Source organism: Pseudobdellovibrionaceae bacterium (assembly GCA_015163855.1).
Classification (GTDB): Bacteria; Bdellovibrionota; Bdellovibrionia; order Bdellovibrionales; family UBA1609; genus JAAOIH01.
This window is the reverse complement of record JAAOIK010000026.1, coordinates 1-13,011: the sequence shown is the minus strand read 5'-3', so window position 1 is coordinate 13,011 and position 13,011 is coordinate 1. Positions and strand designations below refer to the sequence as shown.

General features: G+C 35.6%; 14 protein-coding genes. 9 read left to right on the top strand and 5 right to left on the bottom strand.

Annotated elements, in window-relative coordinates:
- Positions 1-18: 18 nt before the first annotated feature.
- Complete coding sequence (locus HAW63_03160) at positions 19-792, bottom strand: segregation/condensation protein A (GenBank protein MBE8162967.1); 774 nt, start codon at positions 790-792, stop codon at positions 19-21.
- A gap of 31 nt (positions 793-823) precedes the next feature.
- Positions 824-1,483: a site-2 protease family protein gene (locus tag HAW63_03155; GenBank protein MBE8162966.1), complete on the bottom strand. Its 660-nt coding sequence runs from the start codon at positions 1,481-1,483 to the stop codon at positions 824-826.
- Positions 1,484-1,582: 99 nt separating this feature from the next.
- Here HAW63_03155 and HAW63_03150 point away from each other — a divergent pair, with 99 nt between their 5' ends.
- Entirely contained in the window at positions 1,583-2,731 is a 1,149-nt protein-coding gene (locus HAW63_03150) for an acyl-CoA dehydrogenase (protein MBE8162965.1), read from the top strand.
- A 36-nt stretch (positions 2,732-2,767) separates the two neighbouring features.
- On the opposite strand, the gene HAW63_03145 is transcribed toward HAW63_03150, so the two are convergent.
- Entirely contained in the window at positions 2,768-3,451 is a 684-nt protein-coding gene (locus tag HAW63_03145) for a hypothetical protein (GenBank protein MBE8162964.1), read from the bottom strand.
- A 172-nt stretch (positions 3,452-3,623) separates the two neighbouring features.
- Here HAW63_03145 and mdh point away from each other — a divergent pair, with 172 nt between their 5' ends.
- The 8 genes from mdh (at position 3,624) to HAW63_03105 (ending at position 10,118) form a co-directional block, all read left to right on the top strand.
- Positions 3,624-4,571 (top strand): malate dehydrogenase, encoded by a 948-nt coding sequence (mdh, locus tag HAW63_03140; protein MBE8162963.1) that lies wholly within the window; start codon positions 3,624-3,626, stop codon positions 4,569-4,571.
- Between the two features lie 31 nt (positions 4,572-4,602).
- Positions 4,603-5,760, top strand: coding sequence for an ADP-forming succinate--CoA ligase subunit beta (gene sucC, locus HAW63_03135; GenBank protein ID MBE8162962.1), 1,158 nt, complete (start codon positions 4,603-4,605; stop codon positions 5,758-5,760).
- Positions 5,761-5,772: 12 nt separating this feature from the next.
- On the top strand, positions 5,773-6,648 hold the full coding sequence (gene sucD / locus HAW63_03130; protein MBE8162961.1) for a succinate--CoA ligase subunit alpha: 876 nt from the start codon (positions 5,773-5,775) through the stop codon (positions 6,646-6,648).
- 24 nt (positions 6,649-6,672) lie between these two features.
- Positions 6,673-7,113, top strand: a complete 441-nt coding sequence (ndk, locus tag HAW63_03125) for a nucleoside-diphosphate kinase (GenBank protein MBE8162960.1) — start codon at positions 6,673-6,675, stop codon at positions 7,111-7,113.
- Between the two features lie 90 nt (positions 7,114-7,203).
- A complete protein-coding gene (locus tag HAW63_03120) occupies positions 7,204-7,947 on the top strand; it encodes a tetratricopeptide repeat protein (GenBank protein MBE8162959.1) in 744 nt (247 codons plus the stop codon).
- Positions 7,948-7,957: 10 nt separating this feature from the next.
- Positions 7,958-8,410 (top strand): hypothetical protein, encoded by a 453-nt coding sequence (locus HAW63_03115; GenBank protein ID MBE8162958.1) that lies wholly within the window; start codon positions 7,958-7,960, stop codon positions 8,408-8,410.
- A gap of 158 nt (positions 8,411-8,568) precedes the next feature.
- Entirely contained in the window at positions 8,569-9,444 is an 876-nt protein-coding gene (locus HAW63_03110) for a hypothetical protein (GenBank protein MBE8162957.1), read from the top strand.
- 47 nt (positions 9,445-9,491) lie between these two features.
- Positions 9,492-10,118 (top strand): 3'-5' exonuclease, encoded by a 627-nt coding sequence (locus tag HAW63_03105; protein ID MBE8162956.1) that lies wholly within the window; start codon positions 9,492-9,494, stop codon positions 10,116-10,118.
- 11 nt (positions 10,119-10,129) lie between these two features.
- Here the strand turns inward: HAW63_03105 and nadE are convergent, their stop codons facing one another.
- Both nadE and HAW63_03095 read right to left on the bottom strand, forming a co-directional pair.
- The gene (gene nadE / locus HAW63_03100) at positions 10,130-11,878 is read right to left on the bottom strand and encodes an NAD(+) synthase (protein MBE8162955.1); all 1,749 of its coding nucleotides are present in this window, start codon (positions 11,876-11,878) and stop codon (positions 10,130-10,132) included.
- A gap of 3 nt (positions 11,879-11,881) precedes the next feature.
- Complete coding sequence (locus tag HAW63_03095) at positions 11,882-12,733, bottom strand: hypothetical protein (GenBank protein ID MBE8162954.1); 852 nt, start codon at positions 12,731-12,733, stop codon at positions 11,882-11,884.
- Positions 12,734-13,011: the final 278 nt, after the last annotated feature.

The following is a 13,011-nucleotide window of genomic DNA, read 5'->3' as shown; positions in this document are numbered from 1 at the left end:
TCTTTTTAACTTCTTGATTTAATTAGCAGAAGAAATGCTTCCCTCTAGCTTAGATAAAAATTCAGCATCTAATGTTTTTTTATGCGTTAAATAAATTTCGCCAGAACTCACCTCTTGCGAAGCAGAAACGGCCCCTAATTTAACCATTTCTAGTATGGATAAAAAACTAATCAACCCTGAGTTTCTTTTTTCTATTTTCGACTGACCTTGCAATAGCTTAGAAAATAAAAAGTTTGTACCCTTGCTAAATATCTCTAGCAATGCACGAATACGATCAGACACTCCTTGTAAGGGAGCGGTTACTTTATAAATTTGTTTTTTTATGTTTTTTATTTTATTAAAATAAATTTGCCCTAGTGTTAAAGGGGCCAAATCTTTTACAATTAAAACCGCCTCTGGAAGCTCTTCTTTTTTTTCTCTATTTCCCCGCAGCCAAGTGTCTCGCCCCAACAAGGTATTAACATACAAGCCAGAGGCTGCTTTTTTATATTTTTCATATTCTAGCAGCTGTTTTACTAAATTTTGTCGAGGGTCTTCTAGCTCTTCCTCTTCTTCTAGTTCTTCTCTTGGCAATATCATTTTAGATTTAATTTGAATTAAACTTGCCGCCATAGAAATAAAATCTCCAGCTAAATCTAAATTTAACTCTTTCATTCTTTGAATATATGCTAAGTATTGCGAAGTAATTTCATGAATATTAATGTCCATAATATTCATTTCGTGTTTTCTGATTAAATACAGCAAAACATCTAAAGGTCCTTCAAATTGCTTTAATTGTATTCTTACACTCATTTTTGATCCTTTTTTACCACTAGGCTAGCTATTAAATAAATAATACTACCAATCCCATCATTTGATTATACATCCAATATACAGGAATCGCCAATACTCGCAAACCTCCTGTAATAAATAAATATATTAAAATTAAATTAAACATCATTTGATTTTTTTCTAAAAATGCATTCCATCGAAAAGGTAAAAATCGAGCTAAAATTTTACCCCCGTCCAAAGGGTGAATAGGCAGTAAATTAAATACGCCTAAAAATAAATTAATTAAAATAAAAATATTAAAAAATTCTTTAATTGCAGAAAACAGTGACGCTGAATCTTGTAAAAAAACAGTAAACACAAGAGCTGTAATTACTAAAATGATTAAAGCTAAAAAAGCTAGAATAAAATTAGACACCGGCCCCGCCAAAGCCACCCAAAACATATCTTTAACTGGATCTTTAAAGTTTCTAGGATTTACAGGAACTGGCTTGGCCCAACCAAAAAATGGTCCCGAAAAAAAAATGGCTACTAAAGGCAAAATCACTGTTCCCAAAATATCCATATGAACCGTAGGGTTTAAGCTTAAACGCCCTAAAAACTCGGCAGTGGTGTCTCCCTTGCGTTTTGCCATCCAAGCATGCGCGTATTCGTGGAAAGATAAAGCCAACAGAAAGGGCACAAAGTACAAAGCCACTTTTGCTAAATATTCCATGATTTGATCCAACTACAACCTCCAACACCTTGATTTTGACTTAAGTCTATATTACTTATACTCAATAAAGAAGACAAAACTCAACTTTAAAGGGAAAAAATGAAATCTGTTGCACTAACTCAATTATCAGAAGAGGAAGAAAGCTTTCAATTAGCTGTGCGTCAATTTGCAGAAAAGGAAATAAAACCCTTGTCTGCCAAAATGGATGAAGACAGTGAAATGGATCGTAAATTACTTCCTAAATTATTTGAAATGGGTTTAATGAGCATGGAAATTCCCGAACAATACGGAGGGGTGGGCATTAGTTTTATGAACACCTGTTTGGCCATTGAAGAATTGGCTCGAGTGGATGCCTCGGTTAGCGTAATGGTGGATGTGCAAAACACCTTAGTGTCTAATGCCTTTAACAACTGGGCTAGTGAAGAACAAAAAAAACAATATCTACCATTACTGGCAGAAAATAAAATTGGAGCCTACGCTTTAAGTGAAACCGGTAGCGGGTCTGACGCCTTTGCCCTGCAAACCAAAGCCGTAGAGCAAGGTGACTTTTACCATTTAACTGGTCAAAAAATGTGGATTACTAATGCAGAATACGCTTCTGTTTTTTTAGTTTTCGCAACTGTTGATCCAAAGGCTGGTTATAAAGGAATTACAGCCTTTATTGTAGATAAAGATTGCGAAGGCTTTAGTATTGGAAAAAAAGAAAACAAGTTAGGTATTCGCGCAAGTTCCACTTGTGAGCTGATTTTAGAAAACTGCAAAATTTCTAAAAAAAATGTTTTAGGAGCTGTGGGAAAAGGATACAAAGTAGCCATAGAAACACTTAACGAAGGCCGCATAGGTATTGCCGCACAAATGTTAGGTATTGCCCAAGGTGCTTACGACGCCTCTAAACAGTACATTAAAGAGCGCGAACAGTTTGGTAAAAGTTTGTCTCAATTTCAAGCCGTCCAGTTTCAATTAGCAGATATGCGAGTACAATTAGACCTAATTAGACTCGCTGTTTACAATGCCGCTCGATTAAAAGAAAACAAACAAGACTTTATTCAAGCTGCCGCCACTGCAAAATTAGTGTCTTCAGAGTTTGCAGAAAAAATTTGCTCCATGACTATTAATTTATTTGGAGGTAACGGTTTTTCTAAAGAATACCCTGTGGAACGCTTTTATAGAGATGTCAAAATAGGACAAATCTACGAAGGCACCTCTAATATGCAAAGACAAACTATTGCTAAGTTTGAACTCAGTTAAAAGTTTTAGCTTTGTTAAAAGTTAATTTGAGCTTTGTTAAAAATAAAACGCTACCCCAAAGCCTGCACTAGGGGCTAAGGCCCGTGAGTTTAGGTCAAATAAGGGTGCTAGCTCCATATAAAAACTACTTCCCTTTAAATATCCTGAAGTTTGTAAATATTTAAAACCCAAAGAGCTAGACACTAAATAATGTTGAAATTTTCCCGTTTGAGCCTCTCCTGGTTTTAAAAATTTTCCTCTTAAAAACCCAGGGTTAAACGCATCTCCCACCGCTCCCGATGCCGAAGCCCATTGTGCTAAACCCAATCCCCAATAGGCTAATACTTTTTTATATTGTCTAATAACTTGCTTTGCCTCTACAAAAGTAGACGAAAAACCTCCTGCCACGCCAAAGCCACCTGTTACACTTAAGCTTTGCGTTAATACCAAGTGTAAAGACACGCCCGCTAGTCCCGACTTACCCATCATGTCAAAACCCAATCCCATTCGGTAAGTATCTTGAAAATCCGTAATAGACAAATGGCCATAAGTGTTTTGCAAAATGTTTTTTTGTAGAAAGGGTTTGCTTTCTTCCACAGGCTCTAAAGATAGGGCGGCAGGATTGGCTTGGTCATTAGCTGGTGACTGGTGATAAATAGACTCTCTTTCTTTTTGAAAACCATCTTGAGCCCATGCTCCATAACAAACACACATTAGTGCTAAAACTACAAATATTTTCATAAGTACCTCTCCCCTTTACTATTTCTTTGTCTAAGTAAAGTGTCTTAAAAGGGGGGTAAAAACACAAGCCTGCCTAGGCTAAAACTATTCTTTCTTATTGCACATTGAAACACTTTTGCTATAAACAAATAGACTTTACGCTTAAAATAAACTTCAACAACAAGGATAACTAATGGCTGCGCACAAAAGAAAAAAACTATCTATCATCGGGTCTGGTTTTGTAGGTGCTACCTGCGCACACTGGGCGGCTTCGCAAGAATTAGCCGACATAGTACTTTTAGATATTAATGAAGGTAGCGCAAAAGGAAAAGCTTTAGACCTCGCCGAGGCGGCGCCGGTTATGAATTTTAACAGTGACATACAAGGAACTTCTAAATATTCCGACATTGCAAACTCCGATGTAATTATCATTACTGCGGGAATGGCTAGAAAGCCAGGAATGAGCCGAGACGATCTTTTAAAAACCAATGCCAGTATTATGAAAATCGTTTGCCAAGGTATAAAAGAACAGGCCCCAAATTCCATAGTGATAGTAGTAAGCAACCCCTTAGATGCCATGGCTTTTGTTGCTAAAGAAACTTTAGGCTTTCCCCCAGAAAGAGTTATTGGTATGGCGGGTATTTTAGACAGCGCACGCTTTAAAGCATTTATTGCAGAAGCCGCCAATGTTAGTGTAGAAGATGTGCACGCTTTTGTTTTGGGAGGACACGGCGATACAATGGTTCCAATGCCTAACCACTGCTCTATTGGAGGAGCACCACTATCTTCTTTTCTTTCCGAAGAAAAAATTGAATCTATTATTGAAAGAACTCGAAAAGGAGGCGCCGAGATTGTTGGTCTTTTAAAAACCGGGTCGGCCTACTACGCTCCCGCTGCCAGCGCTGTACAAATGGCCACAGCTATTTTAAAAAATCAACACAGAGTCTTACCTTGCGCTGCCTTTTTACAAGGAGAGTATGGAGTAAAAAATTTATTTCTAGGTGTGCTTTGCCAACTGGGCGGTTCGGGTTTAGAAAAAGTAGTAGAGTTAAAGCTAAGCCCCAAAGAACAATCTCAACTAGACAGCTCTGTAACTGCAGTACAAGATTTAGTAAGCACTTTAAAAAATATGGATTATTAATAAAAAATAATTTAAAGAAGGATATTTAATAATGAATTTACATGAATACCAAGCTAAAGAGCTTTTACAAAAATACCACATCCCCACACTAAAAAATAAACTTTGCACCACAGCAGACAAAGCAGAAGCTTTAGCGCAAGAACTTGGTGGAAAAGTTTGGGTAATTAAAGCACAAATTCATGCAGGAGGAAGGGGGCAAGGCGGCGGAGTAAAGTTAGCAAAAAATTTAGCAGAAGTTACCCAACACGCTAATGATATTTTAAAAATGAATTTAGTTACTAAACAAACAGGGCCTAAGGGAAAAATTGTTAATAAAATTATTATCGAAGAGGGCTGCGCAATTGAATCTGAATTTTATGTAGCCCTGTTAGTAGACCGAGCCAAAGATTGTATTACATTGATGGCCAGCCCCGAGGGTGGAATGGACATTGAAGATGTGGCAGAAAATACTCCAGAAAAAATTTTTAACATATCTATTGATCCTTTAGTGGGCTTATTAGATTTTCAAGCAAGAGACTTAGCTTTTCTTTTAGGTTTTAAAAGTAAAGCTGCCATAAGAGCGAGTATTATTTTTATAAAACTATACAAAGCCTTTTTAGAAGAAGATTGTGAAATGCTAGAAATTAATCCTTTAGTGCTAACCAAAGATCAACAAGTTATTCCTTTAGATGCAAAAATTAGCATTGAAGATAACTCCTTATATCGTCACCCCAATACAGAAGCTTACCGCGACCTTACCGAAGAAGACCCCTCAGAAACAAGAGCTAAAAAATTTGACCTTTCTTTTATTAAACTCGATGGCTCAATTGGCTGCTTAGTTAATGGCGCAGGCCTAGCCATGGCCACTATGGATATTATAAAAACTCAAGGCTCGCTACCCGCTAATTTTTTAGATGTGGGAGGTAGCGCTACTAAAGAAAAAGTTACAGAAGCTTTTAAAATTATTTTACAAGACAGTCAGGTAAAAGGAATTTTAGTTAATATTTTTGGAGGAATAATGAAATGCGACATTATTGCCGAAGGAGTTATTGCCGCTTCCAAAGAAGTGGGATTAACCATTCCCTTAGTGGTTCGCCTAGAAGGAACTAATGCTAAAAAAGGCAAGGACCTTTTAGCTAACAGCGATTTAAATATCATTACAGCCGATAGTTTGGACCAAGCTGCACAAAAAATAATAGCCGCTACATAAAAAAGGGGAAATATGTCTATTTTAATTAATAAAGATACCAAAGTACTTTGCCAAGGTTTTACTGGGGCCCAAGGCACTTTTCACTCCGAGCAAGCCGCCCTTTACGGAACACATATGGTGGGAGGAGTAACTCCTGGAAAAGGGGGTAGCACTCACCTACAACTTCCCGTTTTTAATACCGTTAAAGAAGCGGTAAAAGCTACTCAAGCCACAGCTTCTGTAATTTATGTTCCCCCCGCCTTTGCTGCCGATGCTATTGCCGAGGCCATTGATGCTAAAATAGAATTAATTATTTGCATAACAGAAGGCATACCTGTGTTAGACATGCTAAAAGTAAAACAACTTTTAAAAAATTCTAACAGTCGATTGATTGGGCCTAACTGCCCTGGTGTTATTACTCCCGATGAATGTAAAATTGGTATTATGCCTGGGTACATTCATAAAAAAGGTAGAGTGGGCGTGCTGTCTCGCTCGGGAACTTTAACTTACGAAGCCGTATGGCAACTTACCTCTTTAAACCTAGGGCAAAGCTCTTGTGTTGGTATTGGAGGTGACCCCATTAACGGAACCAATTTTGTAGACATTTTAAAAATGTTTAACCAAGACCCTGATACAGACGCTGTTATTTTAATTGGCGAGATTGGAGGCAGTGCCGAAGAAGACGCTGCGGAATATATTAAAGCCCATTTTAAAAAACCAGTGGTAGCATTTATTGCTGGTGCTACTGCACCAAAAGGAAAAAGAATGGGTCATGCCGGGGCTATTGTTAGTGGCTCTGCAGGTAGTGCCGAAGATAAGTACAATGCACTACAAGAGGCCGGCTGCATTATTGAAAAAAATCCATCAAAGCTTGGAGAAACTTTAAAAGCTGTATTAGAAAAAAAATAAAACCAAAATAACCAAGGAGAAAAAATGAGCAAAGAACTAACCCTATCCATTATCAAACCCAACGCTGTGAAAAAAAATGTTATTGGCGATATCATTAGTCATTTTGAAAAAAAACATTTACAAGTAGCGGCTATAAAAAAAGTATTATTATCTAAATCCATATGTGAAGCATTTTATGCCGAACACAAAGAGCGACCTTTTTTTGGAGAACTTGTGGATTTTATGGCCTCGGGCCCTGTGGTTTTAATGGCCCTGCACGGAGAAAATGCCGTAAGCCTTAATCGTGAAATTATGGGCGCTACCAACCCTAAAGAGGCTAAGCCCGACACTTTGCGCGCTTTATACGGAGACAGCTTGGGAGAAAACGCCGTGCACGGAAGCGACAGCTTAGATAGTGCTAAAAGAGAAGTGGACTTCTTTTTTAAACAAGAGCACAGAGAAAACACACTAAAGTTTTTATACTAAGATAAAAAGCGACACTCCTTTTTTTTAAAAGCCTAATTAACTAGGCTTTTTACCTTGCCATTAAGAAGCTTATCGCGTCATAATAAAGCTATGATAAAAATTATTGTTTTATTATTCTTTATTAGCTCTTGCAATTCTCTTAGTTCTAAATTATCTGCAAAAAAAGCCGCCCTGTACGAAAAAATTGGAGTTTCTTTTTTACAACAAAATAATTATCCTTCTGCTTTAAATCGTCTATTACAGGCCGAACAGCTTGATAAAAAAAATGCTCGCGTACAAAATTATTTGGGCCTTTCTTATTTTGCTTTAAAAAAATACAACCGCTCTATCGTTCATTTTAAAAAAGCTATTGCTTTAAAGCCTAAGCAAACAGAATATAAAAATAATTTAGCCTATGCCTTAGTAAAAGCTAAGCACTACAGCTCTGCATTTCGATTATTAAAGAACAACTTAAACGATCTAACCTACCCCTATCAATACAAAACTTACTTTTACTTAAGTCTTATTAAAGCAAAGATCAAAAATTTTTCTGCCGCCCACAAACTTGTTAATAAGTCTTTAAGTTTAAGCCGCAATTTTTGCCCCGCCAACTTACAGCTTGCACAAATACTGCATAAAAGAAAAAAATACTACCAATCTAACGAACAACTTTTAAAAAGCTTTTCTCTTTGCCCACAACACAAAACAACAACTAATATTTTTATGCAGGCACGCAACCATTATAAGTTAAAAGAATACATTAAGGCTTTTGCAATTTTTAAAAAACTTACTATTAAAAATACAAATATTACAGGAAAAATTAAAAAGTTTTTAAATCCTAAAAAAAACTATTGATTTGTTAATTATGAAAGTTACTGGACAAATTTTAAAAGAGGCTAGGCTACACTATCAATATAGCTTGCAAGATGTTAGTGCCTCTACAAAAATTCAAATAAAATATTTAGAGGCCTTGGAACAGGGAAATATTAAAACCTTTAATCACAGTACTGTTTTAAAAAACTTTACAACAATATATTCCGACTTTTTAAAATTAGATTCTAAAAAAATATTGGCACAATTAGAAAAAGAATCTCCTCAACTTTTTCAAAACACCACTCCACATACACATTCAGAAACTCAAGAAATTCAAAAAGTATTTTATAAAAAAAATACTCATTTAATTATTATCTTTGTTTTGTTGCTATTTTTTGCGCTTATTTGGCAATTAAAAATTTTAGTTAAAAACTACAGCAATCAGTCTTATCAAAAACCAACTCGGGTGGTTTCTTACAGCTTGCGCCATTCTTTTACTTTATAATTTTATGAAAGATGCTAGTTTTAAAAAATAAAATACTGTTAATTAGTTTTTTCTTAGTAAGTCTATACTCTTTTCTGGTGTTTTGGTTATTGTTTCACAGTAAAAATGATTTGCTATACCCTCGAAGACAGTGTGCCTTTTTTTACACCTACAAAGGCTTGTATAATGTTGACAAAAAACATTTAAAAAAACCTAGCCTTTTTAAAGCAATTGCTAATAACGGTATTGATTTTGTATTGCTAACGCCAGATAAAAATCTAACCTCTTTAAAAAAGAGGTCATTAAATTTTTATCGTGACCAAACTTTATTTATTCCTTTTTCTCAAACACAAAAAATTACAAGTGTTGTCGACCTTAATCAAATATGGAGTGATAAATTTCATTATAATAAATTACACATTTTTTGGACATTGTTGACCTATCCTTTTGCTCCCGAAACAGCCTTTTTGTATTTACTGCAACATTCTAATAGTATTTCTAAACAATCTTCTTTTTTAAAGTCAAAATTTGCCACACTTGCCAGCTTTAATATCAAAAGTAATAACTTTCTTTCTCGGTTTCAAATTCCATCATATAGTCAAGTTTTTCATTTAGTAAAAAACTATGTGCTAACCACATCTGAACTTACTGGCAAAACTAATAAAGACACCAAAACACTTAACCAAGCTATTAAAAATGCACAAAGCTTTGTGGGCTTTGATTTTTTAGGAACTACAAAAAATTTTTGTAGCTTTTTGCAAATCAAAAAATCAAAAAAAACAATAATAAAGCCCATTGGTGGCAAAGCCAGCCTTTCTGGCGCCAAAAATATCTCTCTATATATCCACCTTCCCGAAAAGCCTAAATTTCCCTACCAAGTAAAAATCTATAAAAATCAAAAATTATTTTTAACTTACTCTAAGCTAGAGGCTTATATACCCATAAGCCAAAAGGGCGTGTATAAAATACTTGTAGAGCTTATGCCCCCTCTTCCAAGGCCATTTAGGACTTACTGGACACCCTGGATTATTAGCAATCCTTTTTTTATTAATTGATAAAAAATAGCTTTTAAAAATAAAAAAAATATTATAGCGTAATTAGCATGAATGCTTCTAATCTAAATTTTATTGCCTTTGACTTAGAAACCACAGGACTTTATCCCGAGCTGGATAAAATTATTGAAGTGGGTGCTGTAAAGTATATTAATGGCCAAGTAGACAGCGTTTTTTCTACATTAGTAGACCCCGAACAAGCTATCCCCGCTATGGCTACTAAAATTAATGGTATTACTAACGACATGGTTAAAGGCAAGCCTCTTATACAAAACACTTTAGAGGCTTTAACTCAATTTTGTCAGGATTTTATAATGGTGGCTCATAACGCGACCTTTGATTTTCAATTTCTGCAAACCAATTTTAAGCGATGTAAAATGCAAGCCCCCAACTCTTTAGTGGTTGATACTTATGGAATGGCAAAAAAAATCGTACCTGGCTTACCTAATTATAAATTAGGAACTTTAGTACAACATTTTAATATTCAAAGTGAAGTTTTTCACCGAGCCGAAGATGATGCTAAGTATTGTGCAGAAGTTTTTATGAATTTAGTAAAAAAGGTAACTGGAGGCCCTAGCTTACCTCCCTCTGAAAATTTAATCTCTCTTTCTGGAAAACATTTTTACTTTGCACAACTTAAAGAAGAAGATAAGCAAACTTCGCTGTTTGATGTCTAAATTTTTTTAAACTAATTTTTACTATACAAATGATGATTGGCTATGGGCATTTTTCGCCCTTGACCAAAAGATTTTTCAGAAACTTTTAAAATGGGAGGAGATTGAAATCTTTTAAATTCGCTTTGAAACATTTTTTTATAGCAAAACTCTTCTGCTAATTCTAATTCTTTTTTTGAATAATTACTTTTAACATAATCCTGAAAGGTTTGGTTAAGTTTTTCATTCAAAACAAAACTACTGCCAATATTTAAGGCTTTCAAAATTACAAAATCTAAAACTTCATATTTAGGTAAGCTATCTTGGTCTAACTGGTCTTTTCTTAATTCTGCTGTGGGAGGCCTTTGAATAACCGCCTTGGGTAGCTGATTTTTTTTACAATAATGTTCTGCCAAGGCGTAAACTTCTGTTTTAAGTAAATCCCCTATGGGGCACAGCGCTCCAGATAAATCGCCATACAAAGTGCTATAGCCTGTGGCTATTTCACTTTTATTACTAGTGTTTAGCAGCAAACTTTTTTCTTTTTGCGAATACGCCATTAAAATTATACTTCGTAACCTTGCTTGAAGGTTTTCGTGAATAACAGAAAAATCAGATATCTTTAGTTCTGTATTAATATTTTCTTTACAGTTTTGAAACATTGATTCTATAGATATATTTTTTAAAGTAATATTTAATAATTTGGTTTGCTCTAAGGCTAAGTTAAAGCTTAAGGGCGAGCTAAAAGCACTTGGCAAACTAAATGCTTTTACATTGTCTTTTCCCAAAGCCTCTACAGCTAGGCAAGCTACTACTGCAGAGTCTACCCCCCCACTTAAACCAAGGTGAATTTTTTTAAAACCAGATTGCTTAACAAACTCAGACAAGCCAAAGCACAAAGCTTTTCGTATAATATCTAAGTGCGAGCCTTCATTTGTTTTGTTATCCTCAGGTTTCGCGCTTGTATTTTTATTTTCACCGTTGCCTTCGTCTTGTTTTTGAACAAGCTTGGTATCTAGCATTAAAAGGTTTTCTTTAAAAGAGGGCGACTGTAACAGTATCTTTTTCTTTCGGCCTTCATACACAAAGCTTCGTCCGTCAAAAATCATTTCATCGCTTGCTCCTACAGCGTTTACATATAATAAGTGAGCGCCAAAGACAGAGGTTACATTTTTTGCCATGTTTAAGCGGCTGCGCTCTTTTCCTTGAAAAAAAGGAGAGGCGCTCATATTTATAACATAGTCGATATTTTTTTTTGTCATTACAAAATCTGAAGAAACAGAATGCAAAGATTTTTTATAAAAGCTATCTAAGCCAAACCACGAGTCTTCACAAATGTGCAACAAAAAATTGGTCGATTTAATACTAAATTCTGAATTGCAATTACTCTGCTTGGCGGGTTCAATATGCCTATACTCATCAAAAATATCGTAACTGGGAATTAACTTTTTAGAAATAATTTTTGTTTCTTCTTCTTTGGATAAAAGAAAGGCCGAGTTAAAAAAATTTTTTCCTTGTTCTTTATTTAAAGACAAACCTCCAACCAGTACCGATATGTCCGAAGGTAAATTTTGAGAAAGAAAGTTTAAAGCTAGTTTTTGCTCTTCAATAATTTTTTTATTTTCTGGTAAGTCATACACGGGATAAGAAAATAGCGACAGCTCTGGAAACACAACTAAGTCTGCATTTTTCTCTTGAGCTTGATTAATAAAACTCAAATGCCTTTGCGCATTCTTTATGGGGCTGGCCAAAGAAGACTGAAACTGAACTAATGCAATTTTCATAAACTACTCGAAAGATTTACTAATACTTAACAGTTGCCCACCAATAACAATAATGATGATAATTATCAAGGCTGCAATAATTAAAAATCGCATAATGCTAGAAAAATTCAATGAAAACTTCTCTTCTTTTTTTTCTTTTACTTTAGCTATGGTTCGTTCTATTTTTAAACGCGTGCTTGCTTTATTAGCGTTGCCCTGCTCTGGTTTTTTCACGGCAATTTTTGAGGCATTTTTTTTGTCCCCTGGGTCTTTATACAAACCGTAAGAAGACCCTCGGTCCTTGCCCTTAGCTCTTCGCTTAATTTTAATAATTTGCACCCCTCCATCATTCCCACCAGATAACTTACCATAAGTGCCAACCTGTTGCCCTCCGTAACCACCACCCTCGGCATCATTAGCCTTTTTTTCCCCGCCTCCATTTTTAGTCGCCGCCGACCCCGACGAGCCTCCTCTTTTTACAGAAAAACGGTTAGCGTTCTTAGACAAGCCACTTTCGTTTATTCCTTGCGTGGGCCTTATTCTGCCCGCCAAGGAGCCCGATTTTTTAGAGCCCTCTTTCGACGAAGACGAAGAGCCTTTTGAATTATTGTTTGTGGAATTATCCTTGTCCTTTCCGCTGAGTGAAGAAAAAGAAACCAGTATTTTTCCACACTCATCCTTAGTTTCGTATTGTAAATAAGGGAGCTGTCCATTTTCGATTAAGCAGGCAAAGTACTCGCCAAAGTAAAGTTCTGTAAACCTCTCAAATTGCTTATTAAAACCCGCCATTAAACCCAAAACCATGGACACACCCAAAACCAGCATTAAAACTGCCTCTATTGTGGCCTGACCTCTAGTGTTTAAAACCCCTTTCATAGTAAATCTATCGACCAAAATACCAAAAATAATAAAAAAATGACCCTCTCACGCTTTCGGTGAGCCAGTAGAGCCATAAATTTCCATAAAACCGACTTTATTTTATAAAAATTACTTTCTGTTATACTTTTTTGCCCAAAAGCTATACAATGGTGCTTAGCGTTAAAAGCGCTGGGTTGCCCTTAACCTTATAAAAACGCACTTTGGCAACTGTACAATGAGATAATTATGTTAGAAGAAAAACAAGGCCTCTCTTTTCACACTCAGTTTACAGCCAG

Excerpts from the sequence above, each read along its gene's own strand:
- HAW63_03160 (MBE8162967.1), bottom strand. The coding sequence starts at position 792 with ATGAGTGTAAGAATACAATTAAAGCAATTTGAAGGACCTTTAGATGTT.
- HAW63_03155 (MBE8162966.1), bottom strand. The coding sequence starts at position 1,483 with ATGGAATATTTAGCAAAAGTGGCTTTGTACTTTGTGCCCTTTCTGTTG.
- HAW63_03150 (MBE8162965.1), top strand. The coding sequence starts at position 1,583 with ATGAAATCTGTTGCACTAACTCAATTATCAGAAGAGGAAGAAAGCTTT.
- HAW63_03145 (MBE8162964.1), bottom strand. The coding sequence starts at position 3,451 with ATGAAAATATTTGTAGTTTTAGCACTAATGTGTGTTTGTTATGGAGCA.
- mdh (MBE8162963.1), top strand. The coding sequence starts at position 3,624 with ATGGCTGCGCACAAAAGAAAAAAACTATCTATCATCGGGTCTGGTTTT.
- sucC (MBE8162962.1), top strand. The coding sequence starts at position 4,603 with ATGAATTTACATGAATACCAAGCTAAAGAGCTTTTACAAAAATACCAC.
- sucD (MBE8162961.1), top strand. The coding sequence starts at position 5,773 with ATGTCTATTTTAATTAATAAAGATACCAAAGTACTTTGCCAAGGTTTT.
- ndk (MBE8162960.1), top strand. The coding sequence starts at position 6,673 with ATGAGCAAAGAACTAACCCTATCCATTATCAAACCCAACGCTGTGAAA.
- HAW63_03120 (MBE8162959.1), top strand. The coding sequence starts at position 7,204 with ATGATAAAAATTATTGTTTTATTATTCTTTATTAGCTCTTGCAATTCT.
- HAW63_03115 (MBE8162958.1), top strand. The coding sequence starts at position 7,958 with ATGAAAGTTACTGGACAAATTTTAAAAGAGGCTAGGCTACACTATCAA.
- HAW63_03105 (MBE8162956.1), top strand. The coding sequence starts at position 9,492 with ATGAATGCTTCTAATCTAAATTTTATTGCCTTTGACTTAGAAACCACA.
- nadE (MBE8162955.1), bottom strand. The coding sequence starts at position 11,878 with ATGAAAATTGCATTAGTTCAGTTTCAGTCTTCTTTGGCCAGCCCCATA.
- HAW63_03095 (MBE8162954.1), bottom strand. The coding sequence starts at position 12,733 with ATGAAAGGGGTTTTAAACACTAGAGGTCAGGCCACAATAGAGGCAGTT.